Consider the following 23,445-nt stretch of genomic DNA (forward strand, 5'->3'; position numbering starts at 1 on the left):
GCGCAGCGGATTCACCTGGAAGTGGATTTCGAGATCAGCTATAAGAAAGCAGAGGAAGACGGCTGCGGCAGATCGCCGAGTTTATCCGCGCATTCGATCTGGGACAGGCGCCCCTGCTGCGGGTGGGGCTGCTGGAGTTGGAGCCGGAGCGCCAGGTGTTGCTGTACGATATGCACCATATTATTTCCGACGGGGTGTCCATGGACATTCTCGTACGGGAGTTTGTCGGGCTGTATGGGGGTCAAACGCTGCCTGCCCCGCGGCTGCAATACAAAGATTATGCGGTATGGCAGCAGGCGTTCATGCAGAGCGAAGCGATGAAACGGCAAGAGACGTATTGGCTGGAGACGTTCTCGGGGGAACTGCCGGTATTGGAGATGCCGACGGATTATCCGAGACCGGCGGTTCAAAGCTTCAAAGGGGATCAAATCCAATTTGAGCTGGACGGGGAGCTGTCGGCAGGATTAAACCGAATCGCGGCGGAAACGGGAACGACCCTGTATATGGTATTGCTTGCGGGTTACAGCGTCTTGCTCTCCAAATACACGGGGCAGGAAGACATCGTGGTAGGCACGCCGATTGCAGGGCGTCCGCATGCGGACGTCGAGAACATCATCGGCATGTTTGTCAATACGCTGGCGATGCGTCGAGGCCGGCAGGGGAGAAAACATTTACGGCGTATTTGCAGGAAGTGAAAGAGGTAGCGCTGCAAGCGTATGAACATCAAGAGTATCCGTTCGAAGAACTGGTAGAGAAATTGAACGTAAGGAGGGACCTGAGCCGCAATCCGATATTTGACACGATGTTTTCCTTGCAAAACATGAGCGAGGAAGAGACGGAGATCGAGGAGATGCGGTTCTCCCCATACGGGTTCGAACATTCGGCATCCAAATTCGATATGAGCTTGACCGCGGTGGAAACGGGGCGCGAAATCGGACTGAGCCTGTCGTATTGTACGGCGATATATACGAAGGAAACGGCAGAACGTCTGGGGCGGCATTATGTTGCGTTATTGCGCGACATCAGCAGTCAGACGGAGAAACAGCTGAAGGCCTCGAACTGCTTAGCGCGGAAGAGAAGCGTCAGCTTCTGCATGCGTTCAACGACACGAAGGCGTCGTATCCGGAGAGTCAAACGATTCACGGGCTGTTTGAAGAACAGGTAAAGAAGACACCGGATCATACGGCTGTCGTATTGGAGTCGGAGTCGCTGACGTATGCGGAATTGAACGGACGAGCGAATCAACTGGCGAGAGTGCTGAGGGGCAAGGGCGTTGGAGCGGATCGGATCGTAGGGATCCTGGCGGAGCGGTCGCTGGAGATGATCGTGGGGATCCTGGGGATCCTGAAAGCCGGAGGGGCGTACCTGCCGATCGATCCGGACTATCCGGCGGAGCGAATCGGGTACATGCTGGAGGACAGCGGAGCGGATATTCTGCTGACGCAGAAACGGCTGGAAGCGCAGACGATGGGATTCGCGGGAGAAGTGCTGCATGTCGATGACGAGCGGTTGTACGCTGGAGATAACACCGATCTCGATCATACCGGCAGTTCCAAAGATCTGGCGTATGTGATCTATACTTCGGGTTCACAGGAAGGCCGAAGGGCGTTATCGTGGAACACCGGTCTCTAGTTAACCTCTGTGAGTGGCATCGAAATGAATTTAAGATCACAGCTTCAGATCGAAGCACCCAGTATGCGCCGAGTGTATTCGACGCTTCGGTGTGGGAGTTATTTCTTATTTGATTTCAGGTTCAGAGGTACACCTGCTTGACGATGCAATACGATTGGATGTAAACGAGCTCAACCGGTACTATCACGAGAACGACATCACAATCACTTGGATGCCCCTCAATTTATGAGCAGTTTGCTGCGCTGGAGAACGCTCCTTACGTACTTTGCTCACGGGCGCAGATAAGGTCAAAGGCTACCAGCTGAATAACTACGAAGTAAGGAATACCTACGGTCCGACGGAAAGCACAGTGATCTGTACCCATTATGCGATCAGTCATAATGCCGCTAATATTCCGATCGGCACCCGATTGCGAACACGAAAGTGCATATCGTGGATGCCGGCGGACGGTTATTGCAACCGATCGGAATACCGGGAGAACTGTGCATCGCGGGAGCCGGCTTGGCGCGTGGATATTTGAATCAGCCGGAGCTCACCGCGGAGAAATTCGTGGCCAACCCGTTCGCACCTGGCGAGCGGATGTACCGGACGGGAGACCTGGCGCGCTGGCTGCCAGACGGGAACATCGAATACTTGGGACGGATCGACGAGCAAGTGAAAGTCCGCGGCCACCGCATTGAATTGGGCGAAGTGGAATCGGCGCTTCGGTCACACGAATCGGTCAAGGAAGCAACGGTCATCGCGCGTAAGGATGAAGAAGGAAGCGCGTATTTATGCGCCTATTTCGTCACGAACGGCAATCTTGGCGCATCGGAACTGAGGAAGCATCTGTTGAAAATGCTGCCTCAATACATGATCCCGTCGTTCTTCGTGCGGGTAGAGCAGATGCCGCTGACGCCCAACGGGAAGCTGGACCGGAAGGCATTGCCGTCGCCAGAAGGAACGCTCGAGAGGGGCACGGTGTACGAGGCGCCAAGAAATGCGCTGGAAGAAACCCTCGCGAATATTTGGCAAGGGGTGTTGGGCGTCTCGGCCATCGGGATTACGGATAACTTCTTTGAACTGGGCGGACATTCTCTCAAAGCGACGACGCTGGTTAGCCGCATCCACAAGGAATTGAACGTCCAGGTCCCGTTGCGCGAAGTGTTCCAGTCGCCGACGATCAAGGAATTGGCGCAGGCGATTCGGGGAATGGAGGCGCATGCTTACGCTTCGATAGAACCGGCTCCGCTGCGCGAGTATTACCCGGTGTCTTCCGCGCAGAAGCGGATGTACATCCTAAGCCAATTGCAAGGCGCGGATGAAAGCTACAATATGCCCGGCGCGGTGATGATGGAGGGCAAGGTGGACCGGGAACGGTTCGAGCGTGCCTTCCGTCAGCTGATCGCGCGCCACGAGGCGTTGCGCACATCCTTTGAATGGGTGGAGGGCGAGCCCGCGCAGCGGATTCACCTGGAAGTGGATTTCGAGATCAGCTATAAGAAAGCAGAGGAAGACGGGCTGCGGCAGATCGCCGAGTTTATCCGCGCGTTCGATCTGGGGCAGGCGCCCCTGCTGCGGGTGGGGCTGCTGGAGTTGGAGCCGGAGCGCCAGGTGTTGCTGTACGATATGCACCATATTATTTCCGACGGGGTGTCCATGGACATTCTCGTACGGGAGTTTGTCGGGCTGTATGGGGGTCAAACGCTGCCTGCCCCGCGGCTGCAATACAAAGATTATGCGGTATGGCAGCAGGCGTTCATGCAGAGCGAAGCGATGAAACGGCAGGAGACGTATTGGCTGGAGACGTTCTCGGGGGAACTGCCGGTATTGGAGATGCCGACGGATTATCCGAGACCGGCGGTTCAAAGCTTCAAAGGGGATCAAATCCAATTTGAGCTGGACGGGGAGCTGTCGGCAGGATTAAACCGAATCGCGGCGGAAACGGGAACGACCCTGTATATGGTATTGCTTGCGGGTTACAGCGTCTTGCTCTCCAAATACACGGGGCAGGAAGACATCGTGGTAGGCACGCCGATTGCAGGGCGTCCGCATGCGGACGTCGAGAACATCATCGGCATGTTTGTCAATACGCTGGCGATGCGATCGAGGCCGGCAGGGGAGAAAACATTTACGGCGTATTTGCAGGAAGTGAAAGAGGTAGCGCTGCAAGCGTATGAACATCAAGAGTATCCGTTCGAAGAACTGGTAGAGAAATTGAACGTAAGGAGGGACCTGAGCCGCAATCCGATATTTGACACGATGTTTTCCTTGCAAAACATGAGCGAGGAAGAGACGGAGATCGAGGAGATGCGGTTCTCCCCATACGGGTTCGAACATTCGGCATCCAAATTCGATATGAGCTTGACCGCGGTGGAAACGGGGCGCGAAATCGGACTGAGCCTGTCGTATTGTACGGCGATATATACGAAGGAAACGGCAGAACGTCTGGGGCGGCATTATGTTGCGTTATTGCGCGACATCAGCAGTCAGACGGAGAAACAGCTGAAGGCCATCGAACTGCTTAGCGCGGAAGAGAAGCGTCAGCTTCTGCATGCGTTCAACGACACGAAGGCGACGTATCCGGCGAATCAAACGATTCACGGGCTGTTTGAAGAACAGGTAAAGAAGACACCGGATCATACGGCTGTCGTATTGGAGTCGGAGTCGCTAACGTATGCGGAATTGAACGGACGAGCGAATCAACTGGCGAGAGTGCTGAGGGGCAAGGGCGTTGGCGCGGATCGGATCGTGGGGATCCTGGCGGAGCGGTCGCTGGAGATGATCGTGGGGATCCTGGGGATCCTGAAAGCCGGAGGGGCGTACCTGCCGATCGATCCGGACTATCCGGCGGAGCGAATCGGGTACATGCTGGAGGACAGCGGAGCGGATATTCTGCTGACGCAGAAACGGCTGGAAGCGCAGACGATGGGATTCGCGGGAGAAGTGCTGCATGTCGATGACGAGCGGTTGTACGCCTGGATGACACCGATCTCGCGCATACGGCAGTTCCAAAGATCTGGCGTATGTGATCTATACTTCGGGCTCCACGGGGAAGCCGAAGGGCGCCATGATAACCATCAGGGTTTGGTGAATTATGTCTCTTGGGCGAACACGGTTTATATGCAAGAAGATCGTTTGGATAGTGCGTTATTCTCTTCAATATCTTTTGATTTGACGGTTACATCCTTGTACCTGCCGCTGATTACCGGAAATAAAGTTGTCGTATACCATGGGGAGAACCAAGCATCCGTTATTAAGCGAATTATAGAGGAAGACAAGGTGGGACTACTCAAATTAACGCCGAGCCACTTAAAGCTGCTCGAAACGGATATGCATCTATCTTCTTCCACAAGCATGAAGAGGTTGATCGTGGGCGGAGAAGATTTCAGCCATGCATTAGCACAAAGCATTTACGAAAAATATGAAGGCAAGGTAGAGATCTATAACGAGTATGGACCGACGGAGACCGTCGTTGGTTGTACAGTGTATTTGTTCGATGCCGGGAGCAAGGGGTATACATCGGTACCGATTGGGGTTCCTGCATCCAACGTACAAATATATATATTGAACTCCTACATGCAGGAGGTTCCGATCGGTGTTGCCGGGGAAATGTATATTTCGGGCGACGGTGTCTCAAGAGGTTACTTGAATCAACCGGAGCTCACAGCGGAGAAATTCGTGGCCAACCCGTTCGCGCCTGGCGAGCGGATGTACCGGACGGGAGACCTGGCGCGCTGGCTGCCGGACGGGAACATCGAATACTTGGGACGGATCGACGAGCAAGTGAAAGTCCGCGGCCACCGCATTGAATTGGGCGAAGTGGAATCGGCGCTTCGGTCACACGAATCGGTCAAGGAAGCAACGGTCATCGCGCGTAAGGATGAAGAAGGAAGCGCGTATTTATGCGCCTATTTCGTCGCGAACGGCAATCTTGGCGCAGCGGAACTGAGGAAGCGTCTGTCGGAAATGCTGCCCAATACATGATCCCGTCGTTCTTCGTGCGGGTAGAGCAGATGCCGCTGACGCCAACGGGAAGCTGGACCGGAAGGCATTGCCGTCGCCAGAAGGAACGCTCGAGAGGGGCACGGTGTACGAGGCGCCAAGAAATGCGCTGGAAGAAACCCTCGCGAATATTTGGCAAGGGGTGTTGGGCGTCTCGGCCATCGGGATTACGGATAACTTCTTTGAACTGGGCGGCGATTCGATCAAAGCCATCCAGATCTCCGCGCGCCTGCATGCCCATCACTTGAAGATGGAGATCAAAGACTTATTTCAGCATCCAACGATCGGGAAGCTGAGTTCTTGTCTCCGTCCTGTGGGAAGAACGATCGATCAGGGCTTGGTGGAAGGCGAAGTGGAACTCACGCCGATCCAGCGCTGGTTCTTCGAACAAACTTCACGGACAGGAAGAACAGTAAAGAAGACTGGATCATACGCTGTCGTATTTGAGTCGGAGTTGACGTATGCGGAATTGAACGACGGGGAATCTCTGCGAGAGTGCTGAGGGGCAAGGGCGTTGGAGCGGATCGGATCGTGGGCATCCTGGCGGAGCGGTCGCTGGAGATGATCGTGGGGATCCTGGGGATCCTGAAAGCCGGAGGGGCGTACATGCCGATCGATCCGGACTATCCGCATGAGCGGAAGGGATATATGTTGGCAGATAGTAGTGCGCATATCCTACTAACACAACAAAAGCACAAACAGAAATGTGATTTTACTGGAGAAATACTCTTTTTGGAAGATTTTACGTTATGTGCGGGAGACGATTCGAATTTAGTTAGCATTAATAATTCGGGCGATCTTGCTTACATGATTTATACATCAGGTTCAACGGGACAGCCCAAAGGCGTAATGATAGAGCATCATGGCATGTTAAGTCTGAAATGTGTTTTTGCAGAAACCCTTTTCGTTAAAGAAAGTGATAAAATTACTCAATTTGCAAATTCAACCTTCGACGCATCCATATGGGAGATATTTATGTCACTATTTACAGGTGCGCAATTACATATTTTGGATAAAGAAACGATAATGAATTACAAATATTTTGAATGCTATTTAAATAAGCATGAAATCACTTTCGCTACTTTACCACCAACTTATTTAGCTAACTTAAATCCAGATAATATTACAACCCTGACCAATTTAATCGTCGCGGGATCCGCTTCCCCGGTAGAGCTCTTTAACAAATGGAATCAAAAAGTTAATTTTGTTAACGCGTATGGTCCTACAGAGTCGACAATATGTACAACAATATGGAAAAACGTCATCCCATGCAAAACATGATAGTGGCAGTTTAACTATTGGGAGACCTGTGGCCAATACTCAAATTTTTATTTTGGATTCCATCGATAACTTGCAACCGATCGGAGTACCGGGAGAGCTATGCATCTCGGGAGCCGGCTTGGCGCGTGGATATTTGAATCAACCGGAGCTCACCGCGGAGAAATTCGTAGCCAACCCGTTCGCGCCTGGCGAGCGGATGTACCGGACGGGAGACCTGGCGCGCTGGCTGCCAGACGGGAACATCGAATACTTGGGACGGATCGACGAGCAAGTGAAAATCCGCGGCCACCGCATTGAATTGGGCGAAGTGGAATCGGCGCTTCGGTCACACGAATCGGTTAAGGAAGCAACGGTCATCGCGCGTAAGGATGAAGAAGGAAGCGCGTATTTATGCGCCTATTTCGTCGCGAACGGCAATCTTGGCGCAGCGGAACTGAGGAAGCGTTTGTCGGAAATGCTGCCCAATACATGATCCCGTCGTTCTTCGTGCGGGTAGAGCAGATGCCGCTGACGCCCAACGGGAAGCTGGACCGGAAGGCATTGCCGTCGCCAGAAGGAACGCTCGAGAGGGGCACGGTGTACGAGGCGCCAAGAAATGCGCTGGAAGAAACCCTCGCGAATATTTGGCAAGGGGTGTTGGGCGTCTCGGCCATCGGGATTACGGATAACTTCTTTGAACTGGGCGGACATTCTCTCAAAGCGACGACGCTGGTTACCCGCATCCACAAGGAATTGAACGTCCAGGTCCCTTTGCGCGAAGTGTTCCAGTCGCCGACGATCAAGGAATTGGCGCAGGCGATCCGGGGAATGGAGGCGCATGCTTACGCTTCGATAGAACCGGCTCCGCTGCGCGAGTATTACCCGGTGTCTTCCGCGCAGAAGCGGATGTACATCCTAAGCCAATTGCAAGGCGCGGAGCAAAGCTACAATATGCCCGCGCGGTGATGATGGAGGGCAAGGTGGACCGGGAACGGTTCGAGCGTGCCTTCCGGCAGCTGATCGCGCGCCACGAGGCGTTGCGCACATCCTTTGAATGGGTGGAGGGCGAGCCCGCGCAGCGGATTCACCTGGAAGTGGATTTCGAGATCAGCTATAAGAAAGCAGAGGAAGACGGGCTGCGGCAGATCGCCGAGTTTATCCGCGCATTCGATCTGGGGCAGGCGCCCCTGCTGCGGGTGGGGCTGCTGGAGTTGGAGCCGGAGCGCCATGTGTTGCTGTACGATATGCACCATATTATTTCCGATGGGGTGTCCATGGACATTCTCGTACGGGAGTTTGTCGGGCTGTATGAAGGTCAAACGCTGCCTGCCCCGCGGCTGCAATACAAAGATTATGCGGTATGGCAGCAGGCGTTCATGCAGAGCGAAGCGATGAAACGGCAGGAGACGTATTGGCTGGAAACGTTCTCGGGGGAACTGCCGGTATTGGAGATGCCGACGGATTATCCGAGACCGGCGGTTCAAAGCTTCAAAGGGGATCAAATCCAATTTGAGCTGGACGGGGAGCTGTCGGCAGGATTAAACCGAATCGCGGCGGAAACGGGAACGACCCTGTATATGGTATTGCTTGCGGGTTACAGCGTCTTGCTCTCCAAATACACGGGGCAGGAAGACATCGTGGTAGGCACGCCGATTGCAGGGCGTCCGCATGCGGACGTCGAGAACATCATCGGCATGTTTGTCAATACGCTGGCGATGCGATCGAGGCCGGCAGGCGAGAAAACATTTACGGCGTATTTGCAGGAAGTGAAAGAGGTAGCGCTGCAAGCGTATGAACATCAAGAGTATCCGTTCGAAGAACTGGTAGAGAAATTGAACGTAAGGAGGGACCTGAGCCGCAATCCGATATTTGACACGATGTTTTCCTTGCAAAACATGAGCGAGGAAGAGACGGAGATCGAGGAGATGCGGTTCTCCCCATACGGGTTCGAACATTCGGCATCCAAATTCGATATGAGCTTGACCGCGGTGGAAACGGGGCGCGAAATCGGACTGAGCCTGTCGTATTGTACGGCGATATATACGAAGGAAACGGCAGAACGGCTGGGGCGGCATTATGTTGCGTTATTGCGCGACATCAGCAGTCAGACGGAGAAACAGCTGAAGGCCATCGAACTGCTTAGCGCGGAAGAGAAGCGCCAGCTTCTGCATGCGTTCAACGACACGAAGGCGACGTATCCGGCGAATCAAACGATTCACGGGCTGTTTGAAGAACAGGTAAAGAAGACACCGGATCATACGGCTGTCGTATTGGAGTCGGAGTCGCTGACGTATGCGGAACTGAACGGACGGGCGAATCAACTGGCGAGAGTGCTGAGGGGCAAGGGCGTTGGAGCGGATCGGATCGTGGGGATCCTGGCGGAGCGGTCGCTGGAGATGATCGTGGGGATCCTGGGGATCCTGAAAGCCGGAGGGGCGTACCTGCCGATCGATCCGGACTATCCGGCGGAGCGAATCGGGTACATGCTGGAGGACAGCGGAGCGGATATTCTACTGACGCAGAAGCGGCTGCAAGGGCAGACGATGGGATTCGCGGGAGAAGTGCTGCATGTCGATGACGAGCGGTTGTACGCCCTGGATGACACCGATCTCGCGCATATGGGCAGTTCCAAAGATCTGGCGTATGTGATCTATACTTCGGGCTCCACGGGAAGCCGAAGGGCGCCATGATAACCATCAGGGTTTGGTGAATTATGTCTCTTGGGCGAACAAGGTTTATATGCAAGAAGATCGTTTGGATAGTGCGTTATTCTCTTCAATATCTTTTGATTTGACGGTTACATCCTTATATCTGCCGCTGATTACCGGAAATAAAGTTGTCGTATACCATGGGGAGAACCAAGCATCCGTTATTCGGCGAATTATAGAGGAAGACAAGGTGGGACTACTCAAATTAACGCCGAGCCACTTAAAGCTGCTCGAAACGGATAGGCGTCTATCTTCTTCCACCAGCATGAAGAGGTTGATCGTGGGTGGAGAAGATTTCAGCCATGCATTAGCACAAAGCATTTACGAAAAATATGAAGGCAAGGTTGAAATATATAACGAGTATGGACCGACGGAGACCGTCGTTGGTTGTACAGTGTATTTGTTCGATGCCGGGAGCAAGGGGTATACATCGGTACGATTGGGGTTCCTGCATCCAACGTACAAATATATCTATTGAACTCCTATATGCAGGAGGTTCCGATCGGTGTTGCGGGGAAATGTATATTTCGGGCGACGGTGTCTCAAGAGGTTACTTGAATCAACCGGAGCTCACAGCGGAGAAATTCGTGGCCAACCCGTTCGCGCCTGGCGAGCGGATGTACCGGACGGGAGACCTGGCGCGCTGGCTGCCGGACGGGAACATCGAATACTTGGGACGGATCGACGAGCAAGTGAAAGTCCGCGGCCACCGCATTGAATTGGGCGAAGTGGAATCGGCGCTTCGGTCACACGAATCGGTCAAGGAAGCAACGGTCATCGCGCGTAAGGATGAAGAAGGAAGCGCGTATTTATGCGCCTATTTCGTCACGAACGGCAATCTTGGCGCAGCGGAACTGAGGAAGCATCTATCGGAAATGCTGCCCCAATACATGATCCCGTCGTTCTTCGTGCGGGTAGAGCAGATGCCGCTGACGCCCAACGGGAAGCTGGACCGGAAGGCATTGCCGTCGCCAGAAGGAACGCTCGAGAGGGGCACGGTGTACGAGGCGCCAAGAAATGCGCTGGAAGAAACCCTCGCGAATATTTGGCAAGGGGTGTTGGGCGTCTCGGCCATCGGGATCGCGGATAACTTCTTTGAACTGGGCGGACATTCTCTCAAAGCGACGACGCTGGTTAGCCGCATCCACAAGGAATTGAACGTCCAGGTCCCGTTGCGCGAAGTGTTCCAGTCGCCGACGATCAAGGAATTGGCGCAGGCGATTCGGGGAATGGAGGCGCATGCTTACGCTTCGATAGAACCGGCTCCGCTGCGCGAGTATTACCCGGTGTCTTCCGCGCAGAAGCGGATGTACATCCTAAGCCAATTGCAAGGCGCGGAGCAAAGCTACAATATGCCCGGCGCGGTGATGATGGAGGGCAAGGTGGACCGGGAACGGTTCGAGCGTGCCTTCCGTCAGCTGATCGCGCGCCACGAGGCGTTGCGCACATCCTTTGAATGGGTAGAGGGCGAGCCCGCGCAGCGGATTCACCCGGAAGTGGATTTCGAGATCAGCTATAAGAAAGCAGAAGAAGGCGGGCTGCGGCAGATCGCCGAGTTTATCCGCGCGTTCGATCTGGGGCAGGCGCCCCTGCTGCGGGTGGGGCTGCTGGAGTTGGAGCCGGAGCGCCAGGTGTTGCTGTACGATATGCACCATATTATTTCCGACGGGGTGTCCATGGACATTCTCGTACGGGAGTTTGTCGGGCTGTATGGGGGTCAAACGCTGCCTGCCCCGCGGCTGCAATACAAAGATTATGCGGTATGGCAGCAGGCGTTCATGCAGAGCGAAGCGATGAAACGGCAGGAGACGTATTGGCTGGAAACGTTCTCGGGGGAACTGCCGGTATTGGAGATGCCGACGGATTATCCGAGACCGGCGGTTCAAAGCTTCAAAGGGGATCAAATCCAATTTGAGCTGGACGGGGAGCTGTCGGCAGGATTAAACCGAATCGCGGCGGAAACGGGAACGACCCTGTATATGGTATTGCTTGCGGGTTACAGCGCCTTGCTCTCCAAATACACGGGGCAGGAAGACATCGTGGTAGGCACGCCGATTGCAGGGCGTCCGCATGCGGACGTCGAGAACATCATCGGCATGTTTGTCAATACGCTGGCGATGCGATCGAGGCCGGCAGGGGAGAAAACATTTACGGCGTATTTGCAGGAAGTGAAAGAGGTAGCGCTGCAAGCGTATGAACATCAAGAGTATCCGTTCGAAGAACTGGTAGAGAAATTGAACGTAAGGAGGGACCTGAGCCGCAATCCGATATTTGACACGATGTTTTCCTTGCAAAACATGAGCGAGGAAGAGACGGAGATCGAGGAGATGCGGTTCTCCCCATACGGGTTCGAACATTCGGCATCCAAATTCGATATGAGCTTGACCGCGGTGGAAACGGGGCGCGAGATCGGACTGAGCCTGTCGTATTGTACGGCGATATATACGAAGGAAACGGCAGAACGGCTGGGGAGGCATTATGTTGCGTTATTGCGCGACATCAGCAGTCAGACGGCGAAACAGCTGAAGGACATCGAACTGCTTAGCGCGGAAGAGAAGCGTCAGCTTCTGCATGCGTTCAACGACACGAAGGCGTCGTATCCGGCGGATCAAACGATTCACGGGCTGTTTGAAGAACAGGTAAAGAAGACACCGGATCATACGGCTGTCGTATTGGAGTCGGAGTCGCTAACGTATGCGGAACTGAACGGACGGGCGAATCAACTGGCGAGAGTGCTGAGGGGCAAGGGCGTTGGAGCGGATCGGATCGTGGGGATCCTGGCGGAGCGGTCGCTGGAGATGATCGTGGGGATCCTGGGGATCCTGAAAGCCGGAGGGGCGTACCTGCCGATCGATCCGGACTATCCGGCGGAGCGAATCGGGTACATGCTGGAGGACAGCGGAGCGGATATTCTGCTGACGCAGAAACGGCTGCAAGGGCAGACGATGGGATTCGCGGGAGAAGTGCTGCATGTCGATGACGAGCGGTTGTACGCTGGAGATAACACCGATCTCGATCATACCGGCAGTTCCAAAGATCTGGCGTATGTGATCTATACTTCGGGCTCCACCGGGAAGCCGAAGGGCGTCATGATTGAACATCGAAATGTCGTTAATTTAGTGGCGGGTTTAGCGAACAAAATATACGCAGAGTATTATCTGCCTTTACGTATTGCCTGTGTAGCATCTTATGTATTTGACGCTTCAGTTAAACAAATCTTTGCTTCTCAACTGCTTGGTCATACTTTGTACATTGTGCCAAAAGGTCGCATTCGATGGGCAAAGGCTATTGCAATATTACAAAACGCATCGAATTGATATATCAGATGGTACTCCGGCGCATCTCAAAATGATATCGCAAGCAGCCATTCAAGTTTCCGTTTTAGGAGTAAAACAATTTATAGTCGGCGGAGAATTGCTCCTAGGATCTGTTGTTGACGACTTCTTAAAAAAGTGCTCTGATCATGTTCCACTGATCACGAACGTATACGGTCCTACCGAATGTTGCGTTGATACCACTGCTTATTTTGCATTTGAAAGAAACGGATGGCAGAGTGATGCAATTCCAATAGGCACTCCGCTGTTAAATCAGCAGGTATATATTTTAGATAGACAAAAAAAACTGGTTCCAATAGGGGTCGCAGGTGAAATCTGTATCGGAGGCAACGGAGTTGGTCGCGGCTATTTCGGCAATCCGGTACTAACATCAAAGCAGTTCGTGGCCAACCCGTTCGCACCTGGCGAGCGGATGTACCGGACGGGAGACCTGGCGCGCTGGCTGCCGGACGGGAACATCGAATACTTGGGACGGATCGACGAGCAAGTGAAAATTCGCGGCCACCGCATTGAATTGGGCGAAGTGGAATCAGCGCTTCGGTCACACGAATCGGTCAAGGAAGCAACGGTCATCGCGCGTAAGGATGAAGAAGGAAGCGCGTATTTATGCGCCTATTTCGTCGCGAACGGCAATCTTGGCGCAGCGGAACTGAGGAAGCATCTGTCGGAAATGCTGCCCCAATACATGATCCCGTCGTTCTTCGTGCGGGTAGAGCAGATGCCGCTGACGCCCAACGGGAAGCTGGACCGGAAGGCATTGCCGTCGCCAGAAGGAACGCTCGAGAGGGGCACGGTGTACGAGGCGCCAAGAAATGCGCTGGAAGAAACCCTCGCGAATATTTGGCAAGGGGTGTTGGGCGTCTCGGCCATCGGGATCGCGGATAACTTCTTTGAACTGGGCGGCGATTCGATCAAAGCCATCCAGATCTCCGCGCGCCTGCATGCCCATCACTTGAAGATGGAGATCAAAGACTTATTTCAGCATCCAACGATCGGGGAGCTGAGTTCTTGTCTCCGTCCTGTGGGAAGAACGATCGATCAGGGCTTGGTGGAAGGCGAAGTGGAACTCACGCCGATCCAGCGCTGGTTCTTCGAACAAAACTTCACGGACAGGCAGCACTGTAATCAGGCTGTGATGCTGCACCGTAAAGACGGATTTGACGAGCGGATCATTCGTGAGGTTCTCGCGAAATTGGCTGAGCATCATGACGGATTGCGAATGGTGTATCACCCGGGCAGCGTGGGATATACGCAGCGGAACCGGGGAATGGAGAGAGAAGTCTTCCACCTTGAGGTTCGCGATGTCACGGGGGATCAGCAGGCTGAAGAAGAAGTGATTCAAGCATGTGCCACCGAAATTCAAGCGAGCATGGATCTTGGCAAAGGCCCGCTGTTAAAAGCGGGATTATTCAAAACGGCCGAAGGAGATCATTTGCTGCTGGCCGTCCATCATCTGGTTGTGGACGGGGTATCTTGGCGGATTGTGCTGGAAGATTTAAATACGGGTTATCGTCAGGCGATGAATGGGGAGGCGATCCGTTTTCCGGCGAAAACCGATTCCTACCAGGCATGGGCGAAGGCGCTGCAAGGCTACGCCAACAGCGGGCAGGTGTTGGAAGAAGCCGAATATTGGCAAGCCGTTGAGCGCGCGGAAGTCAAGCCGCTGCGCAAGGATTCTGAAGTCGGAGCAGGCCTCATGAAAGACGGCCGGCATGTATCCTTGACCCTGACGGAAGAACAGACGGAAAAGCTGCTGAAGCAGGTCAACAAGGCGTATAACACGGAAATTAACGATATTTTGTTAACGGCGTTGGGATTGGCGATCGGCGAATGGAATGACAGTAAGCAAGCAGCCATTGAGCTGGAGGGACATGGCCGGGAAGAGATCGGTCATGAAGTGGATATTAGCCGAACGGTGGGGTGGTTTACCACCCAATATCCCGTGATATTGGAGATGGAACAAAGTCGGGAGCTATCGTACCAAATCAAGACGGTAAAAGAACACCTGCGCCGAATCCCGAATAAAGGGATCGGATACGGGTTGTTAAAGTACGGGAAGGCAGCTGCTGAAGGGCGGACATGGAAGCTGAAGCCGGAGGTCAGTTTCAACTACCTGGGACAATTTGACCAGGACGTGGAAACGGGACTTTTTGCAGGATCGAGGTACGGCGCGGGCAGCTCGGTCAGTCCGAACGGCGAAAGAACGTCGACGCTGTCGATCAACGGAATGGTCCTGGGCGGGCAACTGCAGCTTACGATCGATTACAACGGGAAGGCCTATGAAGCGGATACGATTGAAAAGCTGGCAGCCGTGTACAAGCGTCATCTGGAAGCCATCATCGAGCATTGCGCGAGTACGGACAATAGAGAAGTCACACCAAGCGACCTTACATACAAGCGGTTAACGATAAAACAACTAGAAAACTTAGAAGATAAAATTAACTTTTTATAAAGTGAAATAAACCGAGAGGATTTGAACATATATGAAGTCAAGCAAAGGAAAAATACAAGATGTTTACCCTTTAACGCCGCTTCAGCAAGGCATGTTTTTTCATAACTTAGCGGATAAATCTTCCACGGCATATTTCCACCAAACTTGTTCTACTATAGGCAATCCTTTTGATCCGGTACTTTTCGAGAATAGCGTGAACATCTTAATCGAAAGATATGATATTTTTAGAACTATTTTCATTCATGAAGAAAATGAAATTTTGCAAGTCGTATTAAGGGAACGTCCAATTCAAATCTATTTTGAGGATATTTCGAAATGGGATGCGAAGGAACAATTCGCGTACTTGGAACAATATAAACAGAAGGATAAAGCCCAAGGATTTGATTTGACAAAAGGTCCATTAATGCGATTTGCACTATTTTACAGGGGAACAGAAGGATATTCCATGATATGGAGCCATCATCATATCTTAATGGATGGTTGGTGTCTGCCAGTTGTGTCGAAAGAACTATTTGTGATCTATCAATCTTTAAAAGAAAAAAAATCACTTGGATTTACTGCAGCAATACCCTATAGCAGATATATCCAGTGGTTGGAGAGACAAGATCAGAAGTCAGCATCAAAATACTGGGAAAACTATATCGAGGGGTATGCACATTCGGCACAGGTGCCTACTCTTCTTAACCAAAACATAGAAAAATTTGAGTTGGAAGAATTGCAATTTTCCATCAATGAGGATTTGTCTGGGAAGCTGAACCAATTAGCCAATCTGCATCAGGTTACCGTTAATACATGTATGCAAGCCCTATGGGGAATATTGCTGCAAAAGTACAATGGCATTGATGATGTCATGTTTGGCGCGATTGTTTCAGGCCGCCCTTCTGAGATTGCGGGCATTGAGCAAATGATCGGCTTGTTTATCAACACGATACCCGTTCGTATTCAAAGCAGACCGGGCATGTCTTTTTCCGACCTTGTGAAGCAAGTGCAGCTGTCATCACTTTCGTCGGCGCAGTACGACTATTATCCTCTTTATGAAATTCAGGCGAACTCTTCGCTGAAGCAAGGATTGGTCAATCATGTCATGGTGTTCGAGAATTACCCGATCGGAGAAGCCATCGAACAATCGAGCGGACAAAGCATCGGGTTTGCGATTAGCAACGTAGAGACGTTTGAACAAACCAACTATGACTTCACCATCCTGATTGTGCCTGGAAATGAAATAAGGATTAAATTCAGCTACAATGCGGCGCGAATCGATCGCGGAATGGTAGCGAGAATACGCGAGCACTTGCAAGAGGTCATCGGCCAGGTCGTGGAAACCCCGCACGTAGGCATCGATCAGTTGGAAATCGTGACGGAAGAAGAGAAGCGTCAGCTTCTGCATGCGTTCAACGACACGAAGGCGTCGTATCCGGAGAATCAAACGATTCACGGGCTGTTTGAAGAACAGGTAAAGAAGACACCGGATCATACGGCTGTCGTATTGGAGTCGGAGTCGCTGACGTATGCGGAACTGAACGGACGGGCGAATCAACTGGCGAGAGTGCTGAGGGGCAAGGGCGTTGGAGCGGATCGGATCGTGGGGATCCTGGCGGAGCGGTCGCTGGAGATGATCGTGGGGATCCTGGGAATCCTGAAAGCCGGAGGGGCGTACCTGCCGATCGATCCGGACTATCCGGCGGAGCGAATCGGGTACATGCTGGAGGACAGCGGAGCGGATATTCTACTGACGCAGAAGCGGCTGGAAGCGAAGACGATGGGATTCGCGGGAGAAGTGCTGCATGTCGATGACGAGCGGTTGTACGCCCTGGATGACACCAATCTTGAGCACACGGGCAGTTCCAAAGATCTGGCGTATGTGATCTATACTTCGGGCTCCACCGGGAAGCCGAAGGGCGCCATGATAACCCATCAGGGTTTGGTGAATTATGTCTCTTGGGCGAACACGGTTTATATGCAAGAAGATCGTTTGGATAGTGCGTTATTCTCTTCAATATCTTTTGATTTGACGGTTACATCCTTATATCTGCCGCTGATTACCGGAAATAAAGTTGTCGTATACCATGGGGAGAACCAAGCATCCGTTATTCGGCGAATTATAGAGGAAGACAAGGTGGGACTACTCAAATTAACGCCGAGCCACTTAAAGCTGCTCGAAACGGATGTGCATCTATCTTCTTCCACAAGCATGAAGAGGTTGATCGTGGGTGGAGAAGATTTCAGCCATGCATTAGCACAAAGCATTTACGAAAAATATGAAGGCAAGGTTGAAATATATAACGAGTATGGACCGACGGAGACCGTCGTTGGTTGTACAGTATATTTGTTCGATGCCGGGAGCAAGGGGTATACGTCGGTACCGATTGGGGTTCCTGCATCCAACGTACAAATATATATATTGAACTCCTACATGCAGGAGGTTCCGATCGGTGTTGCCGGGGAAATGTATATTTCGGGCGACGGTGTCTCAAGAGGTTACTTGAATCAACCGGAGCTCACAGCGGAGAAATTCGTGGCCAACCCGTTCGCGCCTGGCGAGCGGATGTACCGGACGGGAGACCTGGCGCGCTGGCTGCCGGACGGGAACATCGAATACTTGGGACGGATCGACGAGCAAGTGAAAATCCGCGGCCACCGCATTGAATTGGGCGAAGTGGAATCGGCGCTTCGGTCACACGAATCGGTCAAGGAAGCAACGGTCATCGCGCGTAAGGATGAAGAAGGAAGCGCGTATTTATGCGCCTATTTCGTCACGAACGGCAATCTTGGCGCATCCGAACTGAGGAAGCATCTGTTGAAAATGCTGCCCCAATACATGATCCCGTCATTCTTCGTGCGGGTAGAGCAGATGCCGCTGACGCCCAACGGGAAGCTGGACCGGAAGGCATTGCCGTCGCCAGAAGGAACGCTCGAGAGGGGCACGGTGTACGAGGCGCCAAGAAATGCGCTGGAAGAAACCCTCGCGAATATTTGGCAAGGGGTGTTGGGCGTCTCGGCCATCGGGATCGCGGATAACTTCTTTGAACTGGGCGGACATTCTCTCAAAGCGACGACGCTGGTTAGCCGCATCCACAAGGAATTGAACGTCCAGGTCCCGTTGCGCGAAGTGTTCCAGTCGCCGACGATCAAGGAATTGGCGCAGGCGATCCGGGGAATGGAGGCGCATGCTTACGCTTCGATAGAACCGGCTCCGCTGCGCGAGTATTACCCGGTGTCTTCCGCGCAGAAGCGGATGTACATCCTAAGCCAATTGCAAGGCGCGGACGAAAGCTACAATATGCCCGGCGCGGTGATGATGGAGGGCAAGGTGGACCGGGAACGGTTCGAGCGTGCCTTCCGTCAGCTGATCGCGCGCCACGAGGCGTTGCGCACATCCTTTGAATGGGTGGAGGGCGAGCCCGCGCAGCGGATTCACCTGGAAGTGGATTTCGAGATCAGCTATAAGAAAGCAGAGGAAGACGGGCTGCGGCAGATCGCCGAGTTTATCCGCGCATTCGATCTGGGGCAGGCGCCCCTGCTGCGGGTGGGGCTGCTGGAGTTGGAGCCGGAGCGCCAGGTGTTGCTGTACGATATGCACCATATTATTTCCGATGGGGTGTCCATGGACATTCTCGTACGGGAGTTTGTCGGGCTGTATGGGGGTAACACGCTGCCTGCCCCGCGGCTGCAATACAAAGATTATGCGGTATGGCAGCAGGCGTTCATGCAGAGCGAAGCGATGAAACGGCAAGAGGCGTATTGGCTGGAAACGTTCTCGGGGGAACTGCCGGTATTGGAGATGCCGACGGATTATCCGAGACCGGCGGTTCAAAGCTTCAAAGGGGATCAAATCCAATTTGTGCTGGACGGGGAGCTGTCGGCAGGATTAAACCGAATCGCGGCGGAAACGGGAACGACCCTGTATATGGTATTGCTTGCGGGTTACAGCGTCTTGCTCTCCAAATACACGGGGCAGGAAGACATCGTGGTAGGCACGCCGATTGCAGGGCGTCCGCATGCGGACGTCGAGAACATCATCGGCATGTTTGTCAATACGCTGGCGATGCGATCGAGGCCGGCAGGGGAGAAAACATTTACGGCGTATTTGCAGGAAGTGAAAGAGGTAGCGCTGCAAGCGTATGAACATCAAGAGTATCCGTTCGAAGAACTGGTAGAGAAATTGAACGTAAGGAGGGACCTGAGTCGCAATCCGATATTTGACACGATGTTTTCCTTGCAAAACATGAGCGAGGAAGAGACGGAGATCGAGGAGATGCGGTTCTCCCCATACGGGTTCGAACATTCGGCATCCAAATTCGATATGAGCTTGACCGCGGTGGAAACGGGGCGCGAAATCGGACTGAGCCTGTCGTATTGTACGGCGATATATACGAAGGAAACGGCAGAACGGCTGGGGCGGCATTATGTTGCGTTATTGCGCGACATCAGCAGTCAGACGGAGAAACAGCTGAAGGCCATCGAACTGCTTAGCGCGGAAGAGAAGCGTCAGCTTCTGCATGCGTTCAACGACACGAAGGCGACGTATCCGGCGAATCAAACGATTCACGGGCTGTTTGAAGAACAGGTGAAGAAGACACCGGATCATACGGCTGTCGTATTGGAGTCGGAGTCGCTAACGTATGCGGAATTGAACGGACGGGCGAATCAACTGGCGAGAGTGCTGAGGGGCAAGGGCGTTGGCGCGGATCGGATCGTAGGGATCCTGGCGGAGCGGTCGCTGGAGATGATCGTGGGGATCCTGGGGATCCTGAAAGCCGGAGGGGCGTACCTGCCGATCGATCCGGACTATCCGGCGGAGCGAATCGGGTACATGCTGGAGGACAGCGGAGCGGATATCCTGCTGACGCAGAAACGGCTGGAAGCGCAGACGATGGGATTCGCGGGAGAAGTGCTGCATGTCGATGACGAGCGGTTGTACGCTGGAGATAACACCGATCTCGATTATACCGGCAGTTCCAAAGATCTGGCGTATGTGATCTATACTTCGGGCTCCACCGGGAAACCGAAAGGCGTCATGATTGAACATATTAACTATTCAGGCTTGGCTTGTGCCTGGAATCAGGCGTACAAATTAAACTCATTTGAAGTTAGATTACTGCAAACGGCAAGCTTTTCATTCGATGTATTTGCGGGCGATGTTGCAAGGTCATTGATAAACGGTGGCTATATGGTGATTTGTCCAGATCAGAAAAGATTGGATTTCAGGGAACTTTATTCGTTGCTTAAGGAACATCGAATTAATATCTTCGAATCAACACCGTCTTTAATTATCCCCTTCATGGAGTACATTCATGAAAAAGAACTTGATATAGGGGAACTAAAAATACTTATTTTGGGATCGGATGTTTGCCCAAGTGAGCAATTTATCAAGCTTTTAAACCGATATGCTTCATCGTTTAGGATTTTGAATAGTTATGGTGTAACCGAAGCTTGTGTCGATTCGTGTTTTTACGAATCGACTGAGAACGGAATTTCAGGTCGTATCCATGTTCCCATTGGAAGACCGCTTCCTAGTATTACTATGTATGTCGTGGATAAAGAACGGCAGCTTCAACCGATCGGAGTACCGGGAGAGCTGTGCATCTCGGGAGCTGGCTTGGCGCGTGGATATTTGAATAAACCGGAGCTCACCGCGGAGAAATTCGTAGCCAACCCGTTCGCGCCTGGCGAGCGGATGTACCGGACGGGAGACCTGGCGCGCTGGCTGCCAGACGGGAACATCGAATACTTGGGACGGATCGACGAGCAAGTGAAAGTCCGCGGCCACCGCATTGAATTGGGCGAAGTGGAATCGGCGCTTCGGTCACACGAATCGGTCAAGGAAGCAACGGTCATCGCGCGTAAGGATGAAGAAGGAAGCGCGTATTTATGCGCCTATTTCGTCGCGAACGGCAATCTTGGCGCAGCGGAACTGAGGAAGCGTCTATCGGAAATGCTGCCCCAATACATGATCCCGTCGTTCTTCGTGCGGGTAGAGCAGATGCCGCTGACGCCCAACGGGAAGCTGGACCGGAAGGCATTGCCGTCGCCAGAAGGAACGCTCGAGAGGGGCACGGTGTACGAGGCGCCAAGAAATGCGCTGGAAGAAACCCTCGCGAATATTTGGCAAGGGGTGTTGGGCGTCTCGGCCATCGGGATCGCGGATAACTTCTTTGAACTGGGCGGACATTCTCTCAAAGCGACGACGCTGGTTAGCCGCATCCACAAGGAATTGAACGTCCAGGTCCCGTTGCGCGAAGTGTTCCAGTCGCCGACGATCAAGGAATTGGCGCAGGCGATTCGGGGAATGGAGGCGCATGCTTACGCTTCGATAGAACCGGCTCCGCTGCGCGAGTATTACCCGGTGTCTTCCGCGCAGAAGCGGATGTACATCCTAAGCCAATTGCAAGGCGCGGACGAAAGCTACAATATGCCCGGCGCGGTGATGATGGAGGGCAAGGTGGACCGGGAACGGTTCGAGCGTGCCTTCCGTCAGCTGATCGCGCGCCACGAGGCGTTGCGCACATCCTTTGAATGGGTGGAGGGCGAGCCCGCGCAGCGGATTCACCCGGAAGTGGATTTCGAGATCAGCTATAAGAAAGCAGAGGAAGACGGGCTGCGGCAGATCGCCGAGTTTATCCGCGCATTCGATCTGGGGCAGGCGCCCCTGCTGCGGGTGGGGCTGCTGGAGTTGGAGCCGGAGCGCCATGTGTTGCTGTACGATATGCACCATATTATTTCCGACGGGGTGTCCATGGACATTCTCGTACGGGAGTTTGTCGGGCTGTATGGGGATCAAACGCTGCCTGCCCCGCGGCTGCAATACAAAGATTATGCGGTATGGCAGCAGGCGTTCATGCAGAGCGAAGCGATGAAACGGCAGGAGACGTATTGGCTGGAGACGTTCTCGGGGAACTGCCGGTATTGGAGATGCCGACGGATTATCCGAGACCGGCGGTTCAAAGCTTCAAAGGGGATCAAATCCAATTTGTGCTGGACGGGGAGCTGTCGGCAGGATTAAACCGAATCGCGGCGGAAACGGGAACGACCCTGTATATGGTATTGCTTGCGGGTTACAACGTCTTGCTCTCCAAATACACGGGGCAGGAAGACATCGTGGTAGGCACGCCGATTGCAGGGCGTCCGCATGCGGACGTCGAGAACATCATCGGCATGTTTGTCAATACGCTGGCGATGCGATCGAGGCCGGCAGGGGAGAAAACATTTACGGCGTACTTGCAGGAAGTGAAAGAGGTAGCGCTGCAAGCGTATGAACATCAAGAGTATCCGTTCGAAGAACTGGTAGAGAAATTGAACGTAAGGAGGGACCTGAGCCGCAATCCGATATTTGACACGATGTTTTCCTTGCAAAACATGAGCGAGGAAGAGACGGAGATCGAGGAGATGCGGTTCTCCCCATACGGGTTCGAACATTCGGCATCCAAATTCGATATGAGCTTGACCGCGGTGGAAACGGGGCGCGAAATCGGACTGAGCCTGTCGTATTGTACGGCGATATATACGAAGGAAACGGCAGAACGGCTGGGGCGGCATTATGTTGCGTTATTGCGCGACATCAGCAGTCAGACGGAGAAACAGCTGAAGGCCATCGAACTGCTTAGCGCGGAAGAGAAGCGTCAGCTTCTGCATGCGTTCAACGACACGAAGGTGTCGTATCCGCGGATCAAACGATTCACGGGCTGTTTGAAGAACAGGTAAAGAAGACACCGGATCATACGGCTGTCGTATTGGAGTCGGAGTCGCTGACGTATGCGGAATTGAACGGACGAGCGAATCAACTGGCGAGAGTGCTGAGGGGCAAGGGCGTTGGAGTGGATCGGATCGGGGATCCTGGCGGAGCGGTCGCTGGAGATGATCGTGGGGATCCTGGGGATCCTGAAAGCCGGAGGGCGTACCTGCCGATCGATCCGGACTATCCGGCGGAGCGAATCGGGTACATGCTGGAGGACAGCGGAGCGGATATCCTGCTGACGCAGAAACGGCTGCAAGGGCAGACGATGGGATTCGCGGGAGAAGTGCTGCATGTCGATGACGAGCGGTTGTACGCCCTGGATGACACCGATCTCGATCA

7 protein-coding genes and 5 pseudogenes are annotated in these 23,445 nt (G+C 53.3%); all 12 read left to right on the forward strand.

Annotated elements, in window-relative coordinates; translation table 11 throughout:
* The first annotated feature begins 122 nt into the window (after positions 1 to 122).
* Positions 123 to 1,165, forward strand: a pseudogene (locus D3H35_RS35185) (condensation domain-containing protein).
* A 29-nt stretch (positions 1,166 to 1,194) separates the two neighbouring features.
* On the forward strand, positions 1,195 to 1,632 hold the full coding sequence (locus D3H35_RS35190; protein WP_411675189.1) for an AMP-binding protein: 438 nt from the start codon (positions 1,195 to 1,197) through the stop codon (positions 1,630 to 1,632).
* A complete protein-coding gene (locus tag D3H35_RS35195; protein ID WP_158594324.1) occupies positions 1,614 to 1,745 on the forward strand; it encodes a hypothetical protein in 132 nt (43 codons plus the stop codon). The genes D3H35_RS35190 and D3H35_RS35195 overlap by 19 nt, the downstream gene beginning before the upstream one ends.
* 340 nt (positions 1,746 to 2,085) lie before the next feature.
* The gene (locus D3H35_RS33160; RefSeq protein ID WP_147355971.1) at positions 2,086 to 5,598 is read left to right on the forward strand and encodes a non-ribosomal peptide synthetase; all 3,513 of its coding nucleotides are present in this window, start codon (positions 2,086 to 2,088) and stop codon (positions 5,596 to 5,598) included.
* Between the two features lie 160 nt (positions 5,599 to 5,758).
* Positions 5,759 to 6,118 (forward strand): phosphopantetheine-binding protein, encoded by a 360-nt coding sequence (locus tag D3H35_RS28270; RefSeq protein ID WP_459178275.1) that lies wholly within the window; start codon positions 5,759 to 5,761, stop codon positions 6,116 to 6,118.
* Positions 6,106 to 8,984: pseudogene (locus D3H35_RS35400) on the forward strand (amino acid adenylation domain-containing protein); the annotation flags it as partial. The gene D3H35_RS28270 and the pseudogene D3H35_RS35400, both read left to right, overlap by 13 nt.
* The gene (locus D3H35_RS35405) at positions 8,964 to 9,566 is read left to right on the forward strand and encodes an AMP-binding protein (protein WP_459178276.1); all 603 of its coding nucleotides are present in this window, start codon (positions 8,964 to 8,966) and stop codon (positions 9,564 to 9,566) included. The pseudogene D3H35_RS35400 and the gene D3H35_RS35405, both read left to right, overlap by 21 nt.
* Before the next feature lie 16 nt (positions 9,567 to 9,582).
* Entirely contained in the window at positions 9,583 to 10,062 is a 480-nt protein-coding gene (locus D3H35_RS33825) for an AMP-binding protein (protein ID WP_267901475.1), read from the forward strand.
* Between the two features lie 139 nt (positions 10,063 to 10,201).
* Positions 10,202 to 13,211, forward strand: a pseudogene (locus D3H35_RS33830) (condensation domain-containing protein); the annotation flags it as partial.
* A 90-nt stretch (positions 13,212 to 13,301) separates the two neighbouring features.
* A complete protein-coding gene (locus D3H35_RS33835; RefSeq protein ID WP_325050182.1) occupies positions 13,302 to 15,371 on the forward strand; it encodes a condensation domain-containing protein in 2,070 nt (689 codons plus the stop codon).
* A 31-nt stretch (positions 15,372 to 15,402) separates the two neighbouring features.
* Positions 15,403 to 23,072 (forward strand): annotated as a pseudogene (locus D3H35_RS28310) (amino acid adenylation domain-containing protein).
* Between the two features lie 29 nt (positions 23,073 to 23,101).
* Positions 23,102 to 23,445, forward strand: a pseudogene (locus tag D3H35_RS28320) (non-ribosomal peptide synthetase); the annotation flags it as partial.

The organism is Cohnella faecalis (genome assembly GCF_003570905.1).
GTDB lineage: Bacteria > Bacillota > Bacilli > Paenibacillales > Paenibacillaceae > Cohnella > Cohnella faecalis.